We start from the raw sequence: 21969 nt of genomic DNA, 5'->3' as shown, positions 1-21969 counted from the left end.
CACCGTGGAGCACTGGCTCTCCGTCGCGATCACGATCCTGCTGGTCCTGCTCGACCTCGCGATCCGTGTGTTCTCGATCATCTACGTCCCGATCAACCGGAAGCCGCAGACCGCGACGGCGTGGCTGCTCGCGATCTTCCTGATCCCGTACATCGGGTTCATCGTGTTCCTGGTCATCGGGTCGACGAAGCTCCCACGTGACCGCCGCGACAAGCAGGCGGAGATCAACCAGTACATCCTCGACCAGACCGAGGGCATGGACCGCGTCCGCAAGGACCATCCGTGGCCTCCGTGGCTCGAGAGCATCGTCACGCTGAACCGCGGGCTCGGGTCGATGCCCCTCGTCGGCGGCAACTCGGCGGAGCTCTACCCGGACTACGAGGAGTCGTACGCCGAGATGACGCGCGCGGTCGACCAGTCGCGTCGGTTCGTGCACGTCGAGTTCTACATCGCGACGCTCGACGACACGACCCGACCGTTCTTCGAGGCCCTCGCCCGTGCGCAGTCCCGCGGCGTGACCGTGCGGTTCCTCCTCGACCACTGGGCGAGCCGCGGCTACCCGGACTACAAGGACACGCTGGCGTTCCTCGACCGCGCCGGCATCGAGTGGCACCTCATGCTGCCGCTCAAGCCGCTGCAGGGGAAGTTCCAGCGCCCCGACCTCCGGAACCACCGCAAGATCATGGTGATCGACGGCTCGGTCGCGTTCACGGGGTCGCAGAACCTCATCGACAAGTCCTACGACCTCGAGTCGCACAAGAAGCGGCACATGGCCTACAAGGACCTGTTCGCCCGGTTCGAGGGGCCGGTCGTCGCGGGGCTCAACGCCCTGTTCGTGACGGACTGGTACAGCGAGACCGACGAGCTGCTCCTCCGCGAGAGCGACCCGGTCCAGCGCGCTGACCGCGGCGACGCCCTCGACTGCCAGGTGGTGCCGTCCGGTCCGGGCTTCGACGGCGAGAACAACCTGCGCCTCTTCAACGCGCTGCTGTACTCGGCGCAGCAGAAGGTGTCGATCACGTCGCCGTACTTCGTCCCCGACGACTCGATGCTCTACGCCATCACGACGACGGCCCAGCGCGGGGTCGAGGTGGAGCTCTTCGTCGGCGAGATGGGCGACCACGCGATGACCTGGCACGCGCAGCGTTCCTACTACGAGGGGCTGCTCCGCGCCGGGGTGAAGATCTGGCTCTACCGGGCGCCGACGATCCTGCACGCGAAGCACTTCACGATCGACGACGAGGTCGCCGTGATCGGGTCGAGCAACATGGACATGCGGTCGTTCAGCCTCAACCTCGAGGTGTCGGTGATGGTCCGCGGCAGCCGCTTCGTCGACGCACTCCGCCGGGTGCAGGACGCCTACAAGGAGCACAGCTTCGAGCTGACGCTCGACTCGTGGGTGGACCGGCCGCGCCGGTCGAAGGTGCTCGACAACGTCGCGCGGCTCACGGCGGCGCTCCAGTAGGCACGGCCGGGAGGCACGGGTCGGCCCCTGTGGGTCGGCCCGCCCCGGTGCGCGGTCGCGAAGGGCACTTCGGTACGTCGAACCGCGGAAGCGACGTCGAACCGCGTCCGGGTCCTGGTTCGACGTCGGGTTCGTGGTTCGACGGCGGCCGGGGGGCGGTGGTTCAGCGGGTGAGCGGGACGGTTCCGGTGAGTCGGGCGAGCAGGCGCTCGAGCGGCCCGCGACCGAGGAACGTGCGCCACGTCATCGCGAAGAGCACCGAACCGATCGCGAACCATCCCCAGGCGGCGGCGCTCTGCGGGTAATCGGGCAGGAACGCGATCACGACGAGGTGGAAGGCGTACACCGACAGGGGCATCGCGCCGACGGCGACGAGCGGGAACGCGATCCGCTGCACCGTCCGGCCGCGACCGTCAACGAGCAGGCAGCACAGCGCCGTCACCGCGACGGCGACTCCGGCGGTCGCGACGACGTCGACGACCGAGGAGGAGTGGTCCCGCGGCGACAGGAACTCCTGCGCGAGGGCCTGTGCCGGCGTGCTGCCCTGCGGTGCGTACGGCACGCCGGGGAACGACGCCCACGGTGCATCGGCGGGCACCGGCGCGAGCACGGTCCCGATGACGTAGGCCGCGACGGCGACCAGCGCGCCGGACGCGAGGAGCGCGACCTGGGTGACCCGTGCCTCCAGACCGCCGGCCCGGGCGACCGCGAGCCCGACCAGGACGTACGCCAGGAAGGTGATCACCGGGTAGACCAGACCGAGCTGGACCTCCCACATGCCCGCCTCCGCGTACAGGGGCAGCACCGCGAGCGCGGCCACGGGCGAAGCGACCGCGCACACGCCCGCGAGGGCGAGGAGCCAGCGGGCGCGCACCCGGAGCACCGGGATCGCGAGCAGGAAGAGCACGCCGTAGGTCGGGAGGATCACGTACACGGGCGTGCCCAGCGCCATCAGCAGGAGGCCGATCCCGACCACCGCGACGGCGCGGATCGCCAGACGGGCTCGCACCCGACCGATGAGCGGCGGACCTGGCGGGCGGGTCCGACCGCTCGTGAGGCCGATCGACACCCCGGCGAGGACGGCGAAGAGCGACGAGGACCGGCCGTGCGCGACGGCGACCCACGTCGACGGGTCCGACCAGTCGACCCCGTCCGGGACGTCGCCGACGTGCGTGGCGATCATGCCGAGCAGGGCGATCGCCCGGGCGACGTCGACACCCTGCAGTCGGGGCCCCGACGCGGGCACGCCCCGCACCGCGTCGGGCGGTACGGGGCGTGCTGCGGTGGTCACGGCGAACGGTCCGTCAGCTGGTCGGGGCGGCGGCCCGGCCGAGCGAGACGTCGACCATCTCGTCACGCGGGACGACCTTGATGCGCTCGCGGCCGACCGCTGCGCCGAGCGCGAGCTCGTGCTCGTCGAGGTTGTGCCAGCCGTCGAGGTCCGTGTAGGCGACGCCGCGCTCGCGGAGCAGGGCCGGGACGGCCTCGGCGGAGGGGTCCTCCGGGGTCCACCACGAGGCCTGGTCGTTGACGATGTGCTGCACGGTCTCCATCGCGTCGGACTTCGTGTGCCCGATGAGGCCGACCGGTCCGCGCTTGATCCACCCCGTCGCGTAGACGCCGGGGAGCTGCTGACCGTCCTCGCCCAGGACCTGGCCCTCGCGGTTCGGGATGATGCCCTGGCGCTCGTCGAACGGCAGGCCGGGGAGTGGCGAGCCGAAGTACCCGACCGCGCGGTAGGCGGCCTGGACCGGGATCTCCCGGATCTCCCCCGTGCCCTCGACGCCGCCCTCGCCGTTCGGCCGGGTGCGCTCGTACCGGATCGCGGCGACGTGCCCGTCCGCGTCACCGACGAGCTCGAGGGGCTTCGCGTAGAAGTGCAGGTGCAGACGACGGCTGGCCTGCCCGACCTCCCGCTCGCGCCACTGGTTCAGGACGCGGTTGATCACCATGACCTGCTTGTTCGTCTGGATCGCCGCGAGCGAGGCCTCGTCGTGGTCGAAGTCCTCGTCGTACACGACCATGTCGACGTCGCGGACCTCGCCGAGCTCGCGGAGCTCGAGCGGCGTGAACTTCACCTGCGCCGGACCGCGGCGGCCGAACACGTGGACGTCGGTGACGGGGCTCGTCTTGAGTCCCTCGTACACGTTGTCCGGGATCTCGGTGGGCAGGAGGTCGTCGGCGTGCTTCGCCAGGATCCGCGAGACGTCGAGGGCGACGTTGCCGTTGCCGATCACCGCGACGCTCTCCGCCGTGAGCGGCCACGTGCGCGGGACGTCCGGGTGGCCGTCGAACCAGCTCACGAAGTCGGCGGCGCCGTACGAGCCCTCGAGGTCGATGCCGGGGATGTCGAGGTCGGCGTCCTTGATCGCGCCCGTCGAGAACACGACCGCGTTGTAGTGCTTCTTGAGGTCCTCGAGGGTGATGTCCTCGCCGAAGCGGACGTTGCCGAACAGCCGGACGACGCCGCGGTCCAGCACGTCGCGGAGGGCGTTGATGATGCCCTTGATGCGGGGGTGGTCCGGCGCGACCCCGTACCGGACGAGCCCGTACGGCGCGGGGAGCTGCTCGAAGAGGTCGATCGACACGTCGTGGCCGTGCGCCTCGCGGAGCAGGATGTCCGCGGCGTAGATGCCGGCGGGGCCGGCGCCGACGATGGCGAGTCGGAGGGTGGGCACTGATCGTCTCCAGTTCGTTCGGGTGGGGTGCTCCCGGGGTCGTGCGGCTCGTCGGTGCCGGTGGGCACCGTCGAGCGGTTGTCAGCGGCTGCGGTCGACGACGGACTCCGCGAACCGGGTGAGGGCCTTCTTCACGGTGCCGTCGGGCAGCGGAGCGAGCGCGTCGACTGCCTCCTCGGCCCAGCGGACCGCGACGGCCCGGGTCGTGGCGGTCGCCTCGTGGTCGCGGAGGGCGGCGACCGCGGACTGGTAGGCCTCGGTGTCCACGGCGTCGTCGTCGGCGTCCCGGACGTCGTCCTCGATCCGTCGGAGCACGGCCGCGGCGTCGGGGTCGGTCGCAGCGAGGGCCCGGAGGTGGAGCAGCGGCAGCGTGTCGACGCCGGCACGGAGGTCGTTCCCCGCGATCTTGCCGGTGCGGTCGCCCGCCGGAGCCAGGTCGATGACGTCGTCCACGAGCTGGAAGGCCACGCCGACCTTCTCGCCGAAGACCGCGACCGGCTCGAGGTAGGCCCGGTCCGCCCCGGAGAAGAGGACACCAGCGCGCGCGGCGGTCGCGATGAGCGAACCCGTCTTGTCGCTGAGCACCTGGATGTAGTGCGCGACGGCGTCCTCGCCCTCGCGCGGGCCGGTCGTCTCGTGCAGCTGCCCCAGGCAGAGCCGCTGGAAGGTCTCGGCCTGCATCCGGATGCCCTCGACGCCGAGGTCGGCCGTGATGAGGCTCGCACGGGCGAAGAGCAGGTCCCCGGTGAGGATCGCGACGTTGTTGCCGTAGGTCACGTGCGCCGCGGGGACCCCGCGACGGACGGGCGCCTCGTCCATGACGTCGTCGTGGTACAGCGACGCGAGGTGGGTGGTCTCGATGCTCACGGCGGCCTTCACCACCTCGTCCGTGACGCCGCGGCCGAGCTGCGCGATGAGGAGCGTGAGCGTCGGCCGGATGCGCTTGCCACCGGCGGCGAGCAGGTACCGGCTCGTGGTGTCGGCCAGCGTGTCGGCCGAGTGCATCGCGGCCTCGAGCGCGTGCTCGACGACCTCGAGCCCGTCGTCCACCGCGGTGATGAACCGTCGGTCGGCGGGGGACGCGAACAGCCGTTCGCCGATGCCCAGCGAGGCGCGGAGACTCGGTGCGCGACGTGCGACCGGGACGCTCGGGTTCAAGTGCTGCTCCGTACTCGGGGAGGGGATGGTTCAGCCGTCGTGGTCGGCGGCGTCGGTGCCCGGCTGGACGCGCGGCTGCTCGCCGGTGACCTGGTGGTCACGGCGGGCCTTCGCGCGACGAGCGACCGAGGCGCGGACCGTGCCCGCGACTGGCTTGCGGCCGCGGTGCAGTGCGACGATACCGGCCGTGAGGTTCCGGTAGGCGACCATCGTGAAGCCGACGCCGCGGAGCCACTGGCTGAGCACCTGCTGCTCGGGCCACGCGTCGATCGACTCCGCGAGGTAGCGGTAGGCGGCGGGGTTGCTCGACGACAGCTTCGCGACGCCGGGCAGCACCCGCTTGAGGTAGGTGCCGTACCCGAAGCGCAGGAGCGCGAGCGGCGGCGTGGAGAACTCGCAGATGACGACGCGGCCGCCGGGCTTGAGGACGCGGAGCATCTCGCCGAGCGCCTGCTGCGGGTCGTTGACGTTTCGGAGGCCGAAGGAGATCGAGACGGCGTCGAACGTGTCGTCGTCGAAGGGCAGCTGCTCGGCGTCCCCCTCGACGAACGTGATCTCGGGGTGGCGCTCACGGCCGACGCGGATCATGCCGGCGGACAGGTCGAGCGCCGTGACCTCGGCACCCTTCTTCGCGAAGGCCGCCGAGCTCGTCCCGGTGCCGGCGGCGATGTCCAGCACCTTCTCGCCCGGCTGCGGGTCGACCGCCCGGACCGTCGCGACGCGCCACAGCGGGGCGTTGCCCGCGGAGAGGATGTCGTTCGTGAGGTCGTACTTCGCCGCGACGTCGTCGAACATGGCCGCCACTTCGTCCGGCCGCTTGTTCAGGTCCGCTCTGCTCACCCGACCAATCCTAGAGGTCCGTGCCGGTGCGTTCCCGTGAGCGTGCGTCGCGTGGCCCGGACGCGACCGGCAGGGGTGCTGCGCGTACGATCGGTGCGTGCCCCGAACCACCACGGCCGCCCCGCCGCTGACGGTCTCGACCCGGATCCTCGACGACCCGGGCGACGTCCTCCGCCACACCCTGCACGACGCCCCGCTGGCCTTCGTCCGTGGTGGTGACGGGATCGTCGGGATCGGTGAGGCGCTGCGGTTCGAGTTCACGGGGCCGTCCCGGATGCGCGATGCCTCGGCCCTCTGGCGGGACGTCGTCGCGTCGGCCGAGGTCGACGACCCCGTGCAGCTCCGCGGCTCCGGCCTCGTCGCCTTCGGTGCCTTCGCGTTCGCGGACGACTCCGCCGACACGAGCGTGCTCATCGTCCCCCGCGTGGTCATCGGCCGTCGTCGCGGCAAGGCCTGGCTGACCGCCGTCGACACGACGCCCGACCCGGCACCGCTGGCGTTCCGCCGGACCTCGGTGCCGGTCCCCCGCGTGGGCGGTCACGTCCGGGTGGCGCTCACGCCGGGACGCATCGACGAGGACGCCTACGCCCGCTCGGTCGCCGAGGCCGTCCGCCGCATCGGCGCCGGCGACGCCCGGAAGGTCGTCCTCGCCCGTGACCTCGTCGGCACGCTGCCGGAGGACGCCGACCAGCGCGCGCTCCTCCTCGACCTCGCCGAGGCGTACCCGCAGTGCGTGACCTTCGCCGTCGACGGGATCGTCGGAGCGACGCCCGAGACGCTCGCCCGCACCGACGGCACGCGGGTGTCCGCGCGGGTGCTCGCCGGCAGCGCCGCACGCGGTGACGACCCGGTGTCGGACCGCGCCGCCGCCGAGGCCCTCGCGTCGAGCACGAAGGACGTGGAGGAGCACGCCTTCGCGATCGAGAGCCTGCTCGCCGCCCTCCGTCCCCTCGCCACCGACCTCCGCGCCGACCCGGAGCCGTTCCGGTTGCAGTTGCCGAACCTCTGGCACCTCGCGACCGACGTGCAGGCGACCCTGCCCGCGGGGACGACGTCGCTCGACGTCGCCGACGCCCTGCACCCGACCGCAGCCGTCGCGGGCACCCCGACCGACGTCGCCGTGCGACTGGTCTCGGAGCTGGAGGGCGTCGACCGCGGACGCTACGCCGGGCCGGTCGGCTGGCTGGGCGCGAACGGCGACGGCGAGTGGATGCTCGCGCTCCGCAGCGCCCGCATCACCCCGGACCGGACGGTGCGGGCCTGGGCCGGTGCGGGCATCGTCGCGGGGTCGGTCCCGGAGCGCGAGGTCGCCGAGACCGCGTTGAAGTTCCGCCCGATCACCGACGCCCTCGCCTGACGGCCGCGCCACCCGCCGGACGGGAGGCGCGTGGCGGGCCGGCGCCGTGCCTCCAGGCCGTCACGACCAGCGCCCGACGGACGCGACCAGCGAGACCACGCGGCCCACGCCGCTCAGTCGGCCAGCGGCACCTCGATGACGATCCGCTCGGTCGGGTCCGTCAGCACCTGCTCCAGGTCACCCCACGTCGCGGCACGCCGGTACTGCCACCCGAGCCCGGTGACCACCCGCTCGACGTCCACGTGCTGCGGCGTGCTCATCATGCGGGTCATGTCGGCCTCGGGCGTGGTGGCCGCGACCTCGAGCCCCCGGAAGATCGCCCCGCCGCCGTCGTTGCCCACGACCACCTGCACCCGGTGCGTGCGCTCCGCGGTCCCGGTGACGAAGGCCCCGAGGTCGTGCAGGAACGTGAGGTCCCCGACGAGCACGCGGGTCGTCCCGATCGAGGCGGACGACCGTTCGAGCGCCGCCGCGATGCCGAGGGCGGTCGACACGGTGCCGTCGATGCCCGCGAGTCCGCGGTTGGCGTGCACACGCAGCTTCTTGCCCGGGACCCGTCCGTCCGCGACGCGGATGAGCTGTGACGCGCCGAGCACGAGCCGGTCGTGCGGCCAGGTGACGCCCCACACGGCCTCGGCGAGCATCGCTCGGTCGACGGGGCGTCGGCGGAGCGCCACCTCGTCGCGGAGGAACCGGTTCCGCTCGGCGCGGTCGGGCGACCGCTTCGCGTCCAGGTCGGGCGCGGCGTCACCCTCGCCGAGCAGCGCGCGGCTCGCGACCACCCAGCGGCCCACCCACGCGCGGTGCGCCGGGGTGGTGCGGCCCGTGACGCGGACGCCGGACACGACCGTGGTCGCCGCGTCCGGCCGGGAGGCACGGGCCGGGTCGTAGACGTCGGCTCCCGGTGCGCGGACCACGATCGTCTCGACGTCGGCCCGCTGCAGCAGCGTGGGGACCTCGCGGCTGAGCGTGGGGTGTCCGAGCACGACGGCGCGACGGACGGCGCCGCCGAACGCCGGGTCCTGCAGGAGTTGCCGGTAGGCGACGACGAGGTGCCGACCGAAGTGGGCCCCGCTCGACACCTCGGCGATGAGCGGTGCCCCGAGCTCCCAGGCGATCCGTTCGGCGTCCTCGCCGGCGTCGTGCCCGGCGATGACGACGGTCGCGGGCTCCTCGTCCGGTGTCAGCTCGGCGACGGGCAGGCCGGTGTGCTGTCGGCGCGCGGCGTACGCGGTGTCGACCTCGTCGTCGGGCACGGCCGCGACCGCACCGTCGGCGAGCCCGGCGGACAGGGGCTCGCGGAGGGCGACGTTGAGCTGCACCGGTCCGGGCTGGCCCTCGTGCCCGGACGCGGCGGCGACGGCCTGTCGGGCGAGCTCGCGAGCCGTGCGGTGGAGTTCGTCGGCGGGGGTTTCGGCGACCGGAGCCTGCACGTCACGGACGAACGACACCGCGGGCCCGAAGATCCCCGGCTGGACGGTCGTCTGGTTGCTGCCGATGCCGCGGAGCTCGTCCGGGCGGTCGGCGCTCAGGACGATCATCGGGACGCCGGAGTGGTGCGCCTCGAGGACGGCCGGGTGCAGGTTCGCGACCGCCGTGCCGCTGGTCGTGACGACGGCGGCGGGGCGGCCGGTCTCGACCGCGAGGCCGAGCGCGAAGAACCCGGCCGTGCGCTCGTCGAGCCGCACGTGCACGGTGGTGCCACCGGCGCGCTCGAGTGCGACGGCCGCGAGCGCGAGGGCCTGCGACCGAGAGCCGGGGCTGACCACGACGTCCGTGACACCCGTACGCGCGAGTTCCTGCAGGAGCGCGACGGCGAAGTCGGTCGCCGGGCTGCGGCGCACGCCGGCGGTGTCGGCCGGCGTGCTGCTGGCCGGGTGTCGCTCAGCCGTTCTGGCGTCCGTCGTCGTCCCGGGCGTCCCGGTCGTGGAACTGGTCTTCGAGGTCTCGGAGGGTTGCGTCGTCCTGGTCCTTGTCCGTGCGGGACCGCTCCGGGGGCGTGGGTCCGCCGCCGAGGAAGTCCGGGTCGTCTTCGGGTCCACGGTACCGCTGCGCGGGGCCCGGACCGGCGGGTGCCCGACCGAGCAGGAGCCAGAGGACACCGCCGACGACGGGGAGGACGATCACGAGCAGGACCCACACGCCGCGGCTCAGGGAACGCACGCGCTGGCGGGGCATCGTGGCGCAGTCGATCGCCGCCCACACCGTGAACGCCACGGCGGCGACGACGACGACGAGCCACAGTCGGACCATGCACGGAGTCTAGGCACGGCGCCTGTACAGCACCTGCCATCCGGAGCTTCGTACACTTGTCGCGTGAAAGCGTGGCTCCTCTACACCCTGGCCCGTCTCGGCGTCTTCGCGGCCGCCCTCGTGCTGCTGCTCGTCCTGACGCCGATGCCCTGGTACTGGGCCACGATCGTCGCCGCGCTCGTGGGGCTGCTGGTGTCGTACATCGCCCTCGGGAAGCTCCGCCACCGGGTCGCGCTGAGCCTGGCCGAGCGTCGACCGGGGCCGGCACACGACGCCGACACCGACTTCGAGGACGACTTCGTGGACGCCGCCGACGGTGAGGCCCCGCGCGAGCAGCCCGTCTCCGACGCCGATCGGCACGCCACGCGTCGCGACGACGCCTGACGCGGCGACGCCTGACGCGGCGCGGCGGCGCGGGCGCGCCGTGTTCAAGGTGCGAGCGCCGTTCGCCCAACCGGAGTCACCCCGAACCGCGCGTTCCGCTGGTTCGGGGTGACTTCGGTTGTGCAGCCGCAAATCGCGTCGCGGCGGGCGCACCCGCCGCTGCCCGGCTACGGCTGGACGGCGAGCGTGATGCCGAGCACCACGCCGTACGCGAGCGACGCGAACGACGAGAGCTGCAGCGCCGTGATCAGCTCGCGCGGCTTCCGCGTCGAGACCCCGATCACGAGGGCCGGGAGCGCGAGCAGCAGCGAGAAGTACGTCAGCCCGGTGCGGAAGTAGAGCAGCACGAACCAGAGCAGCACCACGTACGGGAGCATCAGGAACAGGCCGTACAGCGTGCGCGCGACCGTCCGGCCGAGCACCACCGCGAGGGTCCGTTTGCCGGCCGCCCGATCCTCGTCGATGTCGCGGATGTTGTTCACCATGAGCACGGCGCAGGCGAAGAACCCGGCAGCGACGGCCGCCGCCCAGCCGCTCGTCGTCACCTGCTGGATCTGCGTGTACTGCGTCCCGAGCACGGCGACGAGGCCGAAGAACACGAACACGAACACCTCGCCGAGGGCGTTGTACCCGTAGGGCCGCTTGCCGCCGGTGTAGAACCAGGCGGCGACGATCGCGGCCGCCCCGACGAGCAGGATCCACCAGAGGCCGGTCAGCACCACGATGACGAGTCCAGCGACGGCAGCGAGGCCGAAGAACGTCAGCGCGACGGTCAGCACCGTGCGGGGCTTCGCGATGCCCGCTCCGGTCAGTCGAGCGGGTCCGACCCGGTACTCGTCCGTCCCGCGCACGCCGTCGGAGTAGTCGTTGCTGTAGTTCACGCCGATCTGCAGGAACAGAGCCACGGCGAGGGCGAGGATGGCGATCGCGAGGTGCCCGTCCTTCGTCAGGTAGTCCCCGAAGTCGCCGGGGTCGCCGCTGTCCACGAACGCGACGGCCGTGCCGAGCACCACCGGGACCACGCCGAGCGTCAGGGTCCGCAGACGGGCGCCGCCGATCCAGTCGCGAGCGGTCGCCTTCCGCTGTCCGCCCCGCTGCAGGCCTGCGGCCTTCGCGGGGTTGCCACTCCGGCCCTTGGGACGGCTCTGCTGCTTCGATCGTGCCACGGCCGATCATCGTACCGGCGATCACCATGAGGACGACGACCATCCGTGCGCCGACGGCGTGGGTACCGAACGGGAGGCACGGATCGCCGGACCGGGTCGACCCGCCCGATCAGGTGGCCGGGTCGACGAGCGCGCGGAGCGCCCGGCGGTCCGGCTTGCCGGTCGCGAGCATCGGCAGGCGGTCGACCACCACCACGTCGGCCGGTCGGGCGGCGCGGCCGAGCACGGCGCCGACGGCTTCGCGGACGGTGTCGAGGTCCAGCGGACGCTCGGTGACCACCACCGGCACCTCGCCCCACTCCCCCGAGGTCCGTCGTGTGACGACCGCGCCGTCCTGGCCCGGCAGTCCGCGGACGATCCGTTCGACGGCGCCGAGCGGGACCTTCTCGCCGCCGGAGATCACGACGTCGTCGAGCCGACCGGTCACGCGGACCCGACCGTCGACCACCGCCCCGGCGTCGCCCGTGCGGTACCAGCGCTGCCCGTCGAGCTCGGTGAACGCCCGGGACGTGCGCTCCTCGTCGCCGAGGTAGCCCTCGGCCAGCACGGGTCCCGCGAGCAGCAGTTCGCCGTCGTCGACCGTCGTGTGCACGGGGCCCAGCGGCGTGCCGTCGTACACGCACCCGCCGCTCGTCTCGCTCGCGCCGTAGGTCGTCACGATACGCACCCCGGCGGACCGGGCACGCTCGCGCAGCGGCTCGGGCGTCGCCTGCCCGCCGACGAGCACCGCGTCGAACCCCGCGAGGGCCGCGGTGGCCCGCTCGTCGTCGAGCACCCGGGCGAGCTGGACCGGCACGAGCGAGGTGTACCGGTTCGGAGCCGAACGGTCGGTCACGAGCCGGTCCGCGGCGTCGGCGAAGGCCGCCGGGTCGAAGTGCCCCGGAGGCACGAGGACCGGCGTCGTCCCCGCGGTGATCGACCGCGTCAGGACGTTGAGCCCGGCGATGTAGTGCGTCGGGAGGGCGAGCAGCCAGTGTCCCGGTCCGCCGAGCGCCGCGTCGGCGGCTGCTGCCCCGGCGAGCAGTGCCTCGGACGACAGCGCCACCCGCTTGCCCGTGCCCGTCGATCCGCTCGTCTCCACCACCAGGGCGACCCGCCTGGGGACGTCGGCCGGAGGCGGCGTCGGCAGCGCTGGAGCACCTTCGGCGACGGGGAGCAGGGCGGGGCCGCCGGCGAGTGCTGCCTCCAGGCCGCGCAGCACCGCGGAGGGGTCGGACGTGCCGAGCGCGACCAGCGGGCGGGGCATCAGTAGTGCCAGGGGAAGGAGGTCCACTCGGGCTTGCGCTTCTCGAGGAACGAGTCGCGGCCCTCCACGGCTTCGTCGGTGCCGTAGGCGAGGCGCGTCGCCTCGCCCGCGAACACCTGCTGCCCGACCATGCCGTCGTCGACCGCGTTGAACGCGTACTTGAGCATCCGGATCGCCGTCGGGGACTTGCCGAGGACGATCTCGCCCCAGCGGATCGCCTCACGCTCGAGGTCCTCGTGCGGGACGACCGCGTTCACGGCACCCATCTCGTACGCGCGCTGGGCGGAGTACTCCTGGGCGAGGAAGAAGACCTCGCGGGCGAACTTCTGCCCGATCTGCTTCGCGTAGTAGGCGCTTCCGTACCCACCGTCGAACGAGCCCACGTCGGCGTCGGTCTGCTTGAACCGGCCGTGCTCGGCGCTCGCGATCGTGAGGTCGCAGATCGCGTGCAGGGAGTGCCCGCCACCGGCTGCCCAGCCGGGCACCACCGCGATGACGACCTTCGGCATCATGCGGATGAGCCGCTGGACCTCGAGGATGTGCAGCCGGCCCATCGACGCCTGCGCCGCAGCCGGGTCGACGCCCTCGGGCGGGGCGCCCTCGTCGCCGACGTACTGGTAGCCGCTCCGACCTCGGATGCGCTGGTCACCGCCGGAGCAGAACGCCCAGCCGCCGTCCTTCGGGCTCGGGCCGTTGCCGGTGAGCAGCACGACACCGACCCGAGGGTCCTGCCGCGCGTCGTCGAGGGCACGGTAGAGCTCGTCGACCGTGCGGGGGCGGAAGGCGTTCCGGACCTCGGGACGGTCGAACGCGACGCGGACGATCCCCTGCGAGACGTGCTTGTGGTACGTGATGTCGGTGAAGTGCTCCGCGATCGGAGCCTCGGTCCAGACGTCGGGATCGAACAGGTCGGAGACAGGGGCAGGCATGCGTCCAACGTACCGCCGGGCTGCCGGTGCGCTGCCGGTGCTTCCCGGTCAGGTCGCGCTGCCGCCCATGTCCGTGAGGAGCTCCGGCGCCACGACGACGATCAGGACGATGAGGATCACCGGGTTGGCGAGGAACGCCACCACGACACCGATCGCCCCGTACCAGCGGCCGAGCGAGCCGACCGCCGCGATGAACCCGAGGACCGCGGCGACGAGGGTCAGGAACACCGTCACGAAGCAGATGCCGAACGCGAAGGTCGTGTCGCCGCCGACGAACACGGCGAAGGCGCTCGCGTCGATGGCGGCGCAGACCACGGCGATGCCGAGGGCGATCTTGCCGACCAGGGGGTTGCGACGACGACGGGTGGCACCGCGGGCGTTGCGGACGTCCACGGTGTTCCGCTGCATGAGCCGGGCGAACTCGTCGGTCTGACCGGTCGAGCGGGCGGCTCCGGCCGAGCGGGCCTGGACGGCGCCGCCCCGCTGCTGCTGGGTCTGCGTCCGGGCGGCGGTACGGGCCTGCGCTGCCCGCTGTTGTTCGGCTGCTCGGGGTTGCGCTGCCCGTTGCGGCTGCGCTGCCCGCTGCTGCTGGGCCGTCCGCTGCTGCTGGGCCGTCCCCTGCTGCTGCGCTGCACGCTGCTGCGCTGCGGTGGCGCGCTGCTGCGGAGTCGCACCGCGTGGTGCTGCTCCTCGCTGCGGATCCGGCGACACCGAGCCTCCCTCTACGTCGGTCGTCCGGCGGGCTCGGGCCCCGCCGACGTCTGCGCCGACCGTGGCCGACCGTCGCATGCTAGTGCGCTGCGCTGGCGGTCCCCTCCGAACAACCGTGGGGCACCCTGGACGCTCCTGGGAGGATGGTCATCGTGCTCCCCGACCTCGCTGAACTCCTCGCCGACGCCCACGTGGTGTCCCTGCCGATGCGCGTCCGGTTCCGCGGGATCACCACCCGCGAGGCCGTCGTCCTCCGCGGCCCCGAGGGGTGGACGGAGTTCTCGCCGTTCGTCGAGTACGACGACGCCGAAGCAGCCGCGTGGCTCCGTGCCGCCGTCGACTTCGGGTGGACCGCGCACGAGGCAGCGTCCGACTCCGTGCCGGTGAACGCCACCGTGCCCGCGATCGGTGCCGCGCAGGTCGCCGAGCTGCTCGCGCGGTACCCCGGCTGCACGACCGCCAAGGTCAAGGTCGCGGAGCCCGGCACGACCCTGGACGACGACGTCGCACGCGTCGCCGAGGTCCGACGGGTGATGGGCCCGGACGCCGCCGTCCGGGTCGACGCCAACGGCCTCTGGTCCGTTGAACAAGCAGCCGTCGCGCTGGAGCGGCTCGCGGTGTTCGACCTGCAGTACGCGGAGCAGCCGGTGGCGAGCGTCCCGGAGCTCGCCGAGCTGCGGTCGCGCATCGACGGCCTCGGCGTCCGGATCGCGGCGGACGAGAGCGTCCGCAAGGCCTCCGACCCGCTCGCCGTCGCCCGGGCCGGGGCCGCCGACGTCCTCGTGGTGAAGGCGCAGCCGCTCGGTGGCGTGACGGCCGCTGCTGCGATCGTCACCGATGCCGGGCTCCCCTGTGTGGTCTCGAGTGCGCTCGACACCTCGGTCGGACTCGGGATGGGTGCGTTCCTCGCGGCGCGCTCGATGGCACCCGTGTTCGCGGCCGGACTCGGGACGGCGGCGATGTTCGCGGCGGACGTCTCGGCGGACCCGCTGCTCCCCGTCGACGGGCGGATCGCGGTGCGGCGGGTCGACGTCGACCGGGGCCTGCTCGAACGGCACGCGGCGTCGCCCGAGCGGACCGCGTGGTGGCTCGACCGCGTCCGTCGTGTGCACGCCGTGCTCGCCGCTTGACCGGCACGCGGCTCGCGGGGCCGGTCACGACACCCCGCTCACGCCCGACCACCGGTCGCGGAACGTCGGTGTCCGGACGCCGGGGCGACCGTTCGTGACCGCGTGAGTGCGCGCAGCCGGGGAGTCGTGATCGGATCCCGCCGACGGCCAGACTCAGCACGCCGAACGCACGCACAGGACGACGGGAGGCGCGGTGCCAGCTGGCACCGCGCCTCCCGTCCGGTCGTGGCGCGTCAGCGCCCCAGGCTCACAGGCCCGAGTAGCTGTGCAGGCCCTTGAAGAAGACGTTGACGACGGAGAAGTTGAACATCACCGCACCGAAACCGATGAGCGCCAGCCACGACGAGCGCGCGCCACGCCAACCGCGGGTCGCCCGAGCGTGGATGTAGCCGGCGTAGAGGACCCAGATGATGAAGGTCCAGACCTCTTTCGTGTCCCAGCCCCAGTAACGGCCCCAGGCCCGCTCGGCCCAGATCGCGCCGGCGATGAGCGTGAAGGTCCAGAGGACGAAGCCGACGAGGATGACCCGGTAGCTCAGGACCTCGAGCCGGTCGGCGTCAGGCAGCGTCTCCATGAAGCGCAGCTTCTTCGAGACCGGACGGCCCTGGCGGTAGGTCTGCACGAGCTGCGACACCGCGAGCCCGGCGCCCAGGGCGAAGAACCCGGTGCCGGCGATGGCGACGAACACGTGGATGACGAGCCAGTACGACTGGAGCGCGGCCACGAGCGGGACGACGGGGACGTAGTAGTTCACCGTCGCGACGCCGAGCAGGATGAGCGTGAGACCGGAGATGAACACGCCGAGGAACTTGAGGTTCTGCCAGAGCTGCACCCCGAGGAAGATCAGCACGATGAGCGCCGTCCCCGTGAGGGAGAACTCGAACATGTTGCCCCACGGCACGCGGTCGGCGGCGATGCCCCGGAGCACGACGGCGCCGATGTGCAGGATGACCCCGAGGATCATCATCGCCATGCCGACGCGCTCGAACTTCGTCCCGCGCTTCGTCGGGTCGGCCGGGGTGCCGGCGTCCACCTTCTCGAGCACGACCGTGCCGCCGCGGACCGTCGCGACGGTCTCGGCGGGGGCAGCGGTGGACGGTGCCGCAGCGGTGGTCTCACCCGCTGCGACGTTGCCCGCGCGCTTCGCCATGTCGAGCGCGAACGCGATGAACGCGATGACGTAGACGGCCATCGCCGAGTACGTCAGGACGACCGAGTAGCTGGCCAGAGTCGCGGTCATGTTCACTGGGGCATCCTAACGCCGAGGTCTGACACGTGCCGCTTGGCGATCTCCGCGACCGCACGTTCGAGGTTGGGGTCCTCACCGCGGGCGAGCCCCGCGTACTCGAGGTCGTACTCGCCGTGCTCGGCGCCCTTCCGCGGGACGGCCTTCACCCACACGCGGCGGCGGGGCACGAACAGCGAGGTGAGGAGGCCCAGGGTCGAGAGCAGCGCGAAGCCGCCGACCCAGAGCTGCGACGGGTCGTGGTGCACGTCGAGGGAGACGTAGCGCTTCACCCCGTCGAACGTGATCGACCCGGCGCCGTCCGGGAGCTGCTTCGTCTGGCCCGGCTCCAGCTGGACCGAGGCCGTGTCCGCGCGGGTGCCCGCGATCTCCTTCAGCCCGCTGGTGTCGAGCGTGTAGACGCTCTGCGGGACGCCGTCGTCGAGACCGAGGTCGCCCGTGTAGACCTGCAGGCTGAGCAGCGGGTTCTCGGTGTCCGGGTAGGTGCTGGTGAACGCGCCCGTCGACATCTCCTGCGCCGTCGGGTAGAAGAAGCCCTGGATCCCGAGCTGGTCCGGCTTCGCGTCCGGCACCTTGATGACGCCGACCGACGTGTAGTTCGCGTCCTGCGGCAGGAACGGCACGACGTCCTTGAACGCCACGTTGCCCTTGCCGTCCCGGACGGTCACCTGCATCGCGTAGCCGTTGCCGAGCAGGTACACGTTGGTCCCGCCGATCGAGACCGGGTCGTTCACGCCGAGCCGCTGGGTCTTCGTCTGGCCGCTCTTCGTCGTCGTCGTGACGGTGGCGTCGTAGTCGAGCGCCTGTCCGAGGGCGTTGAGGTTCTTCTCCTCGTACTTCGTCACGAACTTGTCGAGCTTGAGGTTGTAGCCCTGCAGGTCGGACTGCTGGAACCAGCGCCCCGGGTTGAACGAGTCGTAGGCCACGAGGCTGTTCGAGAACGTCTGCCCCTCGACGAGCAGGCGCTGACCGGTGAACCCGAAGCCGCCGCCGACGCCGACGGCGAGCAGCACCCCGACGAGGGCGGCGTGGAAGACGAGGTTGCCGGTCTCACGCAGGTAGCCGCGCTCCGCGCTGACGGAGTCGCCGAAGCGCTCGACGCGGTAGCCGGAGCGCTTCAGGATCGCCGCGGCGCGCGTCACCGCGTGGTCGACGGACGGGAGGCCCGTGGCGGCGTCCGCTCCGTCGGCCCCGGTCCCGACGCTGGTCGCGTCCACCGGCACCGACTGGAAGCCCGCGAGTCGGCCGAGCCGGACGGGGGTCTTCGGCGGCCGGGTGCGCAGCGCCTGCCAGTGGTGCTTCGTGCGCGGGACGATGCACCCGATCAGCGACACGAACAGGAGCAGGTAGATCGCCGAGAACCACACGGACGTGTAGGTGTCGAAGACCTGGAGCTTGTCGAGCACCGGGTAGAGCGCGGGGTGGTCGGACTTGTACTGCACGACGCCGTTCGGGTCGGCGGTGCGCTGCGGGACGAGCGAGCCCGGGATGGCCGCGAGCGCGAGCAGCATCAGCAGGAACAGCGCCGTGCGCATGCTCGTCAGCTGGCGCCAGAAGAACCGGAGGTACCCGACGAGGCCGAGCTTCGGCTGCGCGACGTCGGCGCCGCCCGGGGCGATCCGCTCGCGCGGCGCGGGGGCACTGTCGACGTGGTCGGACGGCCGCTGCGGGTCGGAGACGAGGTCGGTGCCCTCCTGCGCGTCGGTCGCCGCGTCCTGCGCGTCGGCGCCGTCTTGCGCGTCGGCGCCGTCCTGCGCTGCCGTGCCGTCGTGGTCAGACTGCCGGGACAAAGCTCTGGATCACCGCCCCGAGGCTCGACATGACGGCCGACCAGATGCCGGTGACCATGAGCAGACCGATGACGATCAGGATCGCTCCTCCGATGATGTTGACGGTGCGCATGTGGCGCTTCACGGCCCGGATCGCCCCGGTCGCCCAGCCGGCGCCGAGCGCGACGAGGACGAACGGGATGCCGAGGCCGAGGCAGTACGCCACTCCGAGCCACATGCCCTGCCAGGCGCTGCCGGACTGCACGCTGAGCAGGTTGATCGCGGCGAGGGTCGGGCCGAGGCACGGCGTCCACCCGAGGCCGAACACGATGCCGAGCAGGGGCGCGCCGACCAGCCCGGTGGCGGGCGTCCAGCTCGGCTTGATGGTGCGCTGCATGAACGTGAAGCGCCCCACGAACACGAGGCCCATCAGGATGACCAGGACGCCGAGCACCTGCGTGATGAGGTCGCGCCACCGGACGAGCCAGAACCCGAGCGCGCCGAACACCGTCGTGTACGCGACGAAGACGGCCGTGAAGCCGAGGATGAACAGCAGCACACCGAGGACGACCCGCCCCTTGCGCTGCCCGCCCTCCGCGACGCCGCCGACGTACCCGAGGTAGCCCGGGACGAGCGGCAGGACGCACGGCGAGAGGAACGACACGAGTCCCGCGAGCGCCGCCACGGGCAGCGCGACCGCCATCTGGCCGCTGAGGATCGCGTCGGCGAAGGGGTTGCTGGCCACGGTCAGGAGGCCTTGGCCTTCCCGGTCAGCTCGTCGCTGACCAGGGTGTCGAGGATGCCGGGGCCGTCCACCGCGCCGAGGACGCGAGCGGCGACGCGGCCCTCCTTGTCGAGGACGATCGTCGCGGGGACCGCGTTCGGCGCGACCTGACCGGACATCGCCAACTGCATGGAGCCCGTGCCGGCGTCGAGCACGGTCGGGTAGTCGGTCCCGAACGTGCGCTCGAACGCCTCGGCCGTGGCCTGCTCGTCGCGGACGTTCACGCCGATGAACTGGACCTGGTCGGTGGAGTACTTCGCCTCGACCGTGTTGAGGTACTTCGCCTCGGCACGGCACGGCGGGCAGCTGGCGTACCAGAAGTTGACGACGACGACCTTGCCCTTGAGGGCCTTCGACGACAGTCGCTCCCCGGTCATGCTCTTCACGTCGAACGAGATCGGGTCGGTGCGCTTGTCCACGGCGACCTCGGTCACCGCGCCGTTGCCGGAGATGTAGTTCTGCGTGGTCCCGTTGCCGTACTGCTTCGTGAGCGCGTCGTTGCTCGACGAGCACCCGGCGAGGGCGAGCGCGGCGATGACCGCCGTCGCCGCCACCGTCGCGAGTCGCTTGCTGGTGGTCCTCACACTGCTCCTTCGTCGATCGCGGTCTCCCGGAGCCGTTCGGCAGGGTCCGCGTACCCGACCTCGGCGAAGCGACCGGTCGGCGTGGCTGGCACACGCTCGAGGGTCGTGATGCTGGAGAGGTCGCACCGCCGCTGCCGCGGGTCGTGCCACAGGTGCTCCCCGGCGAGACGACGGTGCACCATCCAGATGGGCAACTGGTGACTGACGAGGACGACGTCCCCCTCGTCGACGCTCTCCCATGCCGTGGCGACGGCCGCGAGCATGCGGTTGGCGATGGACTCGTAGGCCTCGCCCCAGCTCGGGCGGAACGGGTTCGCGATCCACGGCCACTCGGCCGGACGCCCGATCGAGCGCTTGGTGAACCCCGGGGGCTGCCCCTCGTACCGGTTCGTCGGCTCGATGAGGCGCTCGTCGAGGGCGACCTCGAGCCCGTAGGCGTCCGCCCAGGGCGCCGCGGACTCCTGCGTGCGCTGCAGCGGTGAGGCGACGATGCGCCGGACGTCGACGCCGGCATCGTGCCACGCCGTTGCCGACGCGGACGCCATCTGCTTGCCGAGGTCGCTCAGTCCGAAGCCCGGGAGCCGACCGTAGAGGACACGGCCGGGGTTGTGCACCTCGCCGTGACGGACGAGGTGGACTCGGGTCGCGGGCATGACCTCCAGTCTAGGTCGCCCGGACGCTCCCACCCCCCGCCCAGGGGATTCACGGCTGCGGGGACCTTCAGCCGAGCGTTCAGCCGAGGTGGCCGGACAGACGCCCGTGGATGGCGACCGAGCCGGTGTTGAGGTTCTCCACCCGGACGGTCGAGCCGTGCTGCGCGTACCGCTGTTCGACGCCGTCGAGCGCGGCCACGGTGCTCGCGTCGAACACGTGCGCGTCGGTCATGTCGACGACGACGTGCTCGGGGTCCTCGGCGTATGAGAACCGGGTCACGAGGTCGTTCGAGCTCGCGAAGAAGAGCGCGCCCCGCACCCGGTACCGGACGGTGCGCTCGTCCACGGGCTCGCGGACGACCGACACCACGTGGGCGGCTCGGCGGGCGAAGACCAGTGCGGCAGCCACGACCCCGACGAGCACGCCCGTCGCGAGGTTGTCCGTCACGACCACGACCACGACCGTGAGCGCCATGACGACGGTCTCGCCGAGCGGCATCCGGCGCAGGGTGTTCGGTCGGATGCTGTGCCAGTCGAAGGTCGCGACGCAGACCATGACCATGACCGCGGTGAGCGCCGCCATCGGGATCTGCGCCACGAGGTCGTGCAGGACGATGGTCAGCACGAGCACGGAGACGCCCGCGACGAACGTCGAGATCCGGGTCCGTGCGCCGGCGGTCTTCACGTTGATGACGGTCTGGCCGATCATCGCGCAGCCGCCGGTCCCGCCGAAGAACGCCGACGCGATGTTCGCGACACCCTGCCCCCACGACTCCCGCCACTTGCTCGACCCGGTCTCGGTGATCGCGTCGACGAGCTGGGCGGTCAGCAGCGTCTCGATCAGCCCGACCACCGCCATGCCGACGGCGTACGGCGCGATGATCTGCAGCGTCTCGAACGTGACCGGGACCGTGACGCCGTTGAACCCGGGCAGCGCCGTCGGCAGGGCACCCTCGTCGCCGACGGTCGGCACCGCGACGCCGAACACGATCGTGATCGCGGTGATCACGACGACCGCGACGAGGGGCGCGGGGACGGCCTTCGTCAGGAACGGGAAGCCGACGATCACCGCGATGCCGAGGGCCGTGAGCGGCCACACCACGAACGGCACGTCGTGGCCGAACAGGTTCGGCAGCTGCGCGGTGAAGATGAGGATCGCGAGGGCGTTCACGAACGCCACGTTCACGCTCCGCGGGATGAACCGCATGAGCCGCGCCACCCCGAGCAGACCGAGGACGATCTGGACGACGCCGCCGAGGAGGACCGCGGGCACCAGGTAGGCGATGCCGTGGTCGCGGACGAGCGGAGCGATGACCAGCGCGACCGACCCCGCGGCGGCGGACACCATCGCCGGTCGGCCGCCGACGATCGCGATCACGACGGCGATCACCACGCTGGAGAACAGACCGACCGCCGGGTCGACACCCGCGACGACCGAGAAGGAGATCGCTTCGGGGATGAGGGCGAGCGCCGTCACGACGCCGGCGAGGACCTCACGGGTGAGCAGGCGTGGGGAACGGAGTGCCCCGAGGACGGTGGCGGGCGTCGGGGCGTGCGTGATCGCGGACATCGTCGGCAACCCTACCCTCACGTGAGGGTAAGGTCGGTACGCTGGT

The 21969-nt window shown here is 72.1% G+C and carries 20 protein-coding genes; 4 read left to right on the top strand and 16 right to left on the bottom strand.

Features of this window, described 5'->3' with window-relative positions; genetic code table 11:
* The first annotated feature begins 4 nt into the window (after positions 1-4).
* Positions 5-1465, top strand: coding sequence for a cardiolipin synthase (gene cls, locus QPJ90_RS10665; protein WP_290131215.1), 1461 nt, complete (start codon positions 5-7; stop codon positions 1463-1465).
* 163 nt (positions 1466-1628) lie between these two features.
* Here cls and QPJ90_RS10660 read toward each other — a convergent pair whose 3' ends face one another.
* The 4 genes from QPJ90_RS10660 to QPJ90_RS10645 form a co-directional block, all read right to left on the bottom strand.
* Entirely contained in the window at positions 1629-2756 is a 1128-nt protein-coding gene (locus QPJ90_RS10660; RefSeq protein ID WP_290131214.1) for a heparan-alpha-glucosaminide N-acetyltransferase domain-containing protein, read from the bottom strand.
* A 13-nt stretch (positions 2757-2769) separates the two neighbouring features.
* Positions 2770-4143 (bottom strand): FAD-dependent oxidoreductase, encoded by a 1374-nt coding sequence (locus tag QPJ90_RS10655; protein ID WP_290131213.1) that lies wholly within the window; start codon positions 4141-4143, stop codon positions 2770-2772.
* 81 nt (positions 4144-4224) lie between these two features.
* The gene (locus QPJ90_RS10650) at positions 4225-5301 is read right to left on the bottom strand and encodes a polyprenyl synthetase family protein (RefSeq protein ID WP_290131212.1); all 1077 of its coding nucleotides are present in this window, start codon (positions 5299-5301) and stop codon (positions 4225-4227) included.
* 30 nt (positions 5302-5331) lie between these two features.
* Positions 5332-6141 (bottom strand): demethylmenaquinone methyltransferase, encoded by an 810-nt coding sequence (locus tag QPJ90_RS10645; RefSeq protein ID WP_290131211.1) that lies wholly within the window; start codon positions 6139-6141, stop codon positions 5332-5334.
* A gap of 97 nt (positions 6142-6238) precedes the next feature.
* On the opposite strand from QPJ90_RS10645, the gene QPJ90_RS10640 reads away from it, so the two are divergent.
* The gene (locus QPJ90_RS10640) at positions 6239-7498 is read left to right on the top strand and encodes an isochorismate synthase (RefSeq protein WP_290131210.1); all 1260 of its coding nucleotides are present in this window, start codon (positions 6239-6241) and stop codon (positions 7496-7498) included.
* Positions 7499-7611: 113 nt separating this feature from the next.
* Here the strand turns inward: QPJ90_RS10640 and menD are convergent, their stop codons facing one another.
* Entirely contained in the window at positions 7612-9342 is a 1731-nt protein-coding gene (menD, locus tag QPJ90_RS10635; protein ID WP_290131209.1) for a 2-succinyl-5-enolpyruvyl-6-hydroxy-3-cyclohexene-1-carboxylic-acid synthase, read from the bottom strand.
* A 40-nt stretch (positions 9343-9382) separates the two neighbouring features.
* Complete coding sequence (locus tag QPJ90_RS10630; RefSeq protein WP_290131208.1) at positions 9383-9751, bottom strand: PLDc N-terminal domain-containing protein; 369 nt, start codon at positions 9749-9751, stop codon at positions 9383-9385.
* A 63-nt stretch (positions 9752-9814) separates the two neighbouring features.
* Between QPJ90_RS10630 and QPJ90_RS10625 the strand changes: the two genes are divergently transcribed.
* Positions 9815-10135 (top strand): DUF4229 domain-containing protein, encoded by a 321-nt coding sequence (locus QPJ90_RS10625; protein WP_290131207.1) that lies wholly within the window; start codon positions 9815-9817, stop codon positions 10133-10135.
* A 167-nt stretch (positions 10136-10302) separates the two neighbouring features.
* Here the strand turns inward: QPJ90_RS10625 and QPJ90_RS10620 are convergent, their stop codons facing one another.
* The 4 genes from QPJ90_RS10620 to QPJ90_RS10605 all read right to left on the bottom strand — a co-directional run bounded on the left by QPJ90_RS10620 (position 10303) and on the right by QPJ90_RS10605 (position 14187).
* On the bottom strand, positions 10303-11301 hold the full coding sequence (locus QPJ90_RS10620) for a 1,4-dihydroxy-2-naphthoate polyprenyltransferase (RefSeq protein ID WP_290131206.1): 999 nt from the start codon (positions 11299-11301) through the stop codon (positions 10303-10305).
* Between the two features lie 109 nt (positions 11302-11410).
* Positions 11411-12547, bottom strand: coding sequence for an AMP-binding protein (locus QPJ90_RS10615; protein ID WP_290131205.1), 1137 nt, complete (start codon positions 12545-12547; stop codon positions 11411-11413).
* Positions 12547-13476: a 1,4-dihydroxy-2-naphthoyl-CoA synthase gene (locus tag QPJ90_RS10610; RefSeq protein ID WP_290131204.1), complete on the bottom strand. Its 930-nt coding sequence runs from the start codon at positions 13474-13476 to the stop codon at positions 12547-12549. Before QPJ90_RS10610 ends, QPJ90_RS10615 begins: the two co-directional genes overlap by 1 nt.
* A 48-nt stretch (positions 13477-13524) precedes the next feature.
* Complete coding sequence (locus QPJ90_RS10605; RefSeq protein WP_290131203.1) at positions 13525-14187, bottom strand: hypothetical protein; 663 nt, start codon at positions 14185-14187, stop codon at positions 13525-13527.
* Between the two features lie 143 nt (positions 14188-14330).
* Here QPJ90_RS10605 and QPJ90_RS10600 point away from each other — a divergent pair, with 143 nt between their 5' ends.
* Positions 14331-15317, top strand: coding sequence for an o-succinylbenzoate synthase (locus tag QPJ90_RS10600; protein WP_290131202.1), 987 nt, complete (start codon positions 14331-14333; stop codon positions 15315-15317).
* A 247-nt stretch (positions 15318-15564) separates the two neighbouring features.
* Here QPJ90_RS10600 and ccsB read toward each other — a convergent pair whose 3' ends face one another.
* From ccsB to QPJ90_RS10570, 6 genes are all read right to left on the bottom strand, one after another.
* A complete protein-coding gene (ccsB, locus tag QPJ90_RS10595) occupies positions 15565-16557 on the bottom strand; it encodes a c-type cytochrome biogenesis protein CcsB (RefSeq protein WP_290131201.1) in 993 nt (330 codons plus the stop codon).
* Positions 16558-16559: 2 nt separating this feature from the next.
* The gene (locus QPJ90_RS10590) at positions 16560-18182 is read right to left on the bottom strand and encodes a cytochrome c biogenesis protein ResB (protein ID WP_290134211.1); all 1623 of its coding nucleotides are present in this window, start codon (positions 18180-18182) and stop codon (positions 16560-16562) included.
* A 154-nt stretch (positions 18183-18336) separates the two neighbouring features.
* Complete coding sequence (locus tag QPJ90_RS10585) at positions 18337-19035, bottom strand: cytochrome c biogenesis protein CcdA (RefSeq protein WP_290134210.1); 699 nt, start codon at positions 19033-19035, stop codon at positions 18337-18339.
* Positions 19036-19079: 44 nt separating this feature from the next.
* Positions 19080-19700 (bottom strand): TlpA disulfide reductase family protein, encoded by a 621-nt coding sequence (locus QPJ90_RS10580; RefSeq protein WP_290131200.1) that lies wholly within the window; start codon positions 19698-19700, stop codon positions 19080-19082.
* Positions 19697-20353, bottom strand: coding sequence for a histidine phosphatase family protein (locus QPJ90_RS10575; RefSeq protein ID WP_290131199.1), 657 nt, complete (start codon positions 20351-20353; stop codon positions 19697-19699). The genes QPJ90_RS10580 and QPJ90_RS10575 overlap by 4 nt, the downstream gene beginning before the upstream one ends.
* 79 nt (positions 20354-20432) lie before the next feature.
* Entirely contained in the window at positions 20433-21923 is a 1491-nt protein-coding gene (locus tag QPJ90_RS10570; protein WP_290131198.1) for a SulP family inorganic anion transporter, read from the bottom strand.
* Positions 21924-21969 lie beyond the last annotated feature (46 nt).

The sequence above is a fragment of the Curtobacterium sp. 458 genome (assembly GCF_030406605.1).
GTDB lineage: Bacteria > Actinomycetota > Actinomycetes > Actinomycetales > Microbacteriaceae > Curtobacterium.
The sequence above is the reverse complement of the archived record's forward strand: the minus strand, read 5'-3'. Positions and strand labels throughout refer to the sequence as shown.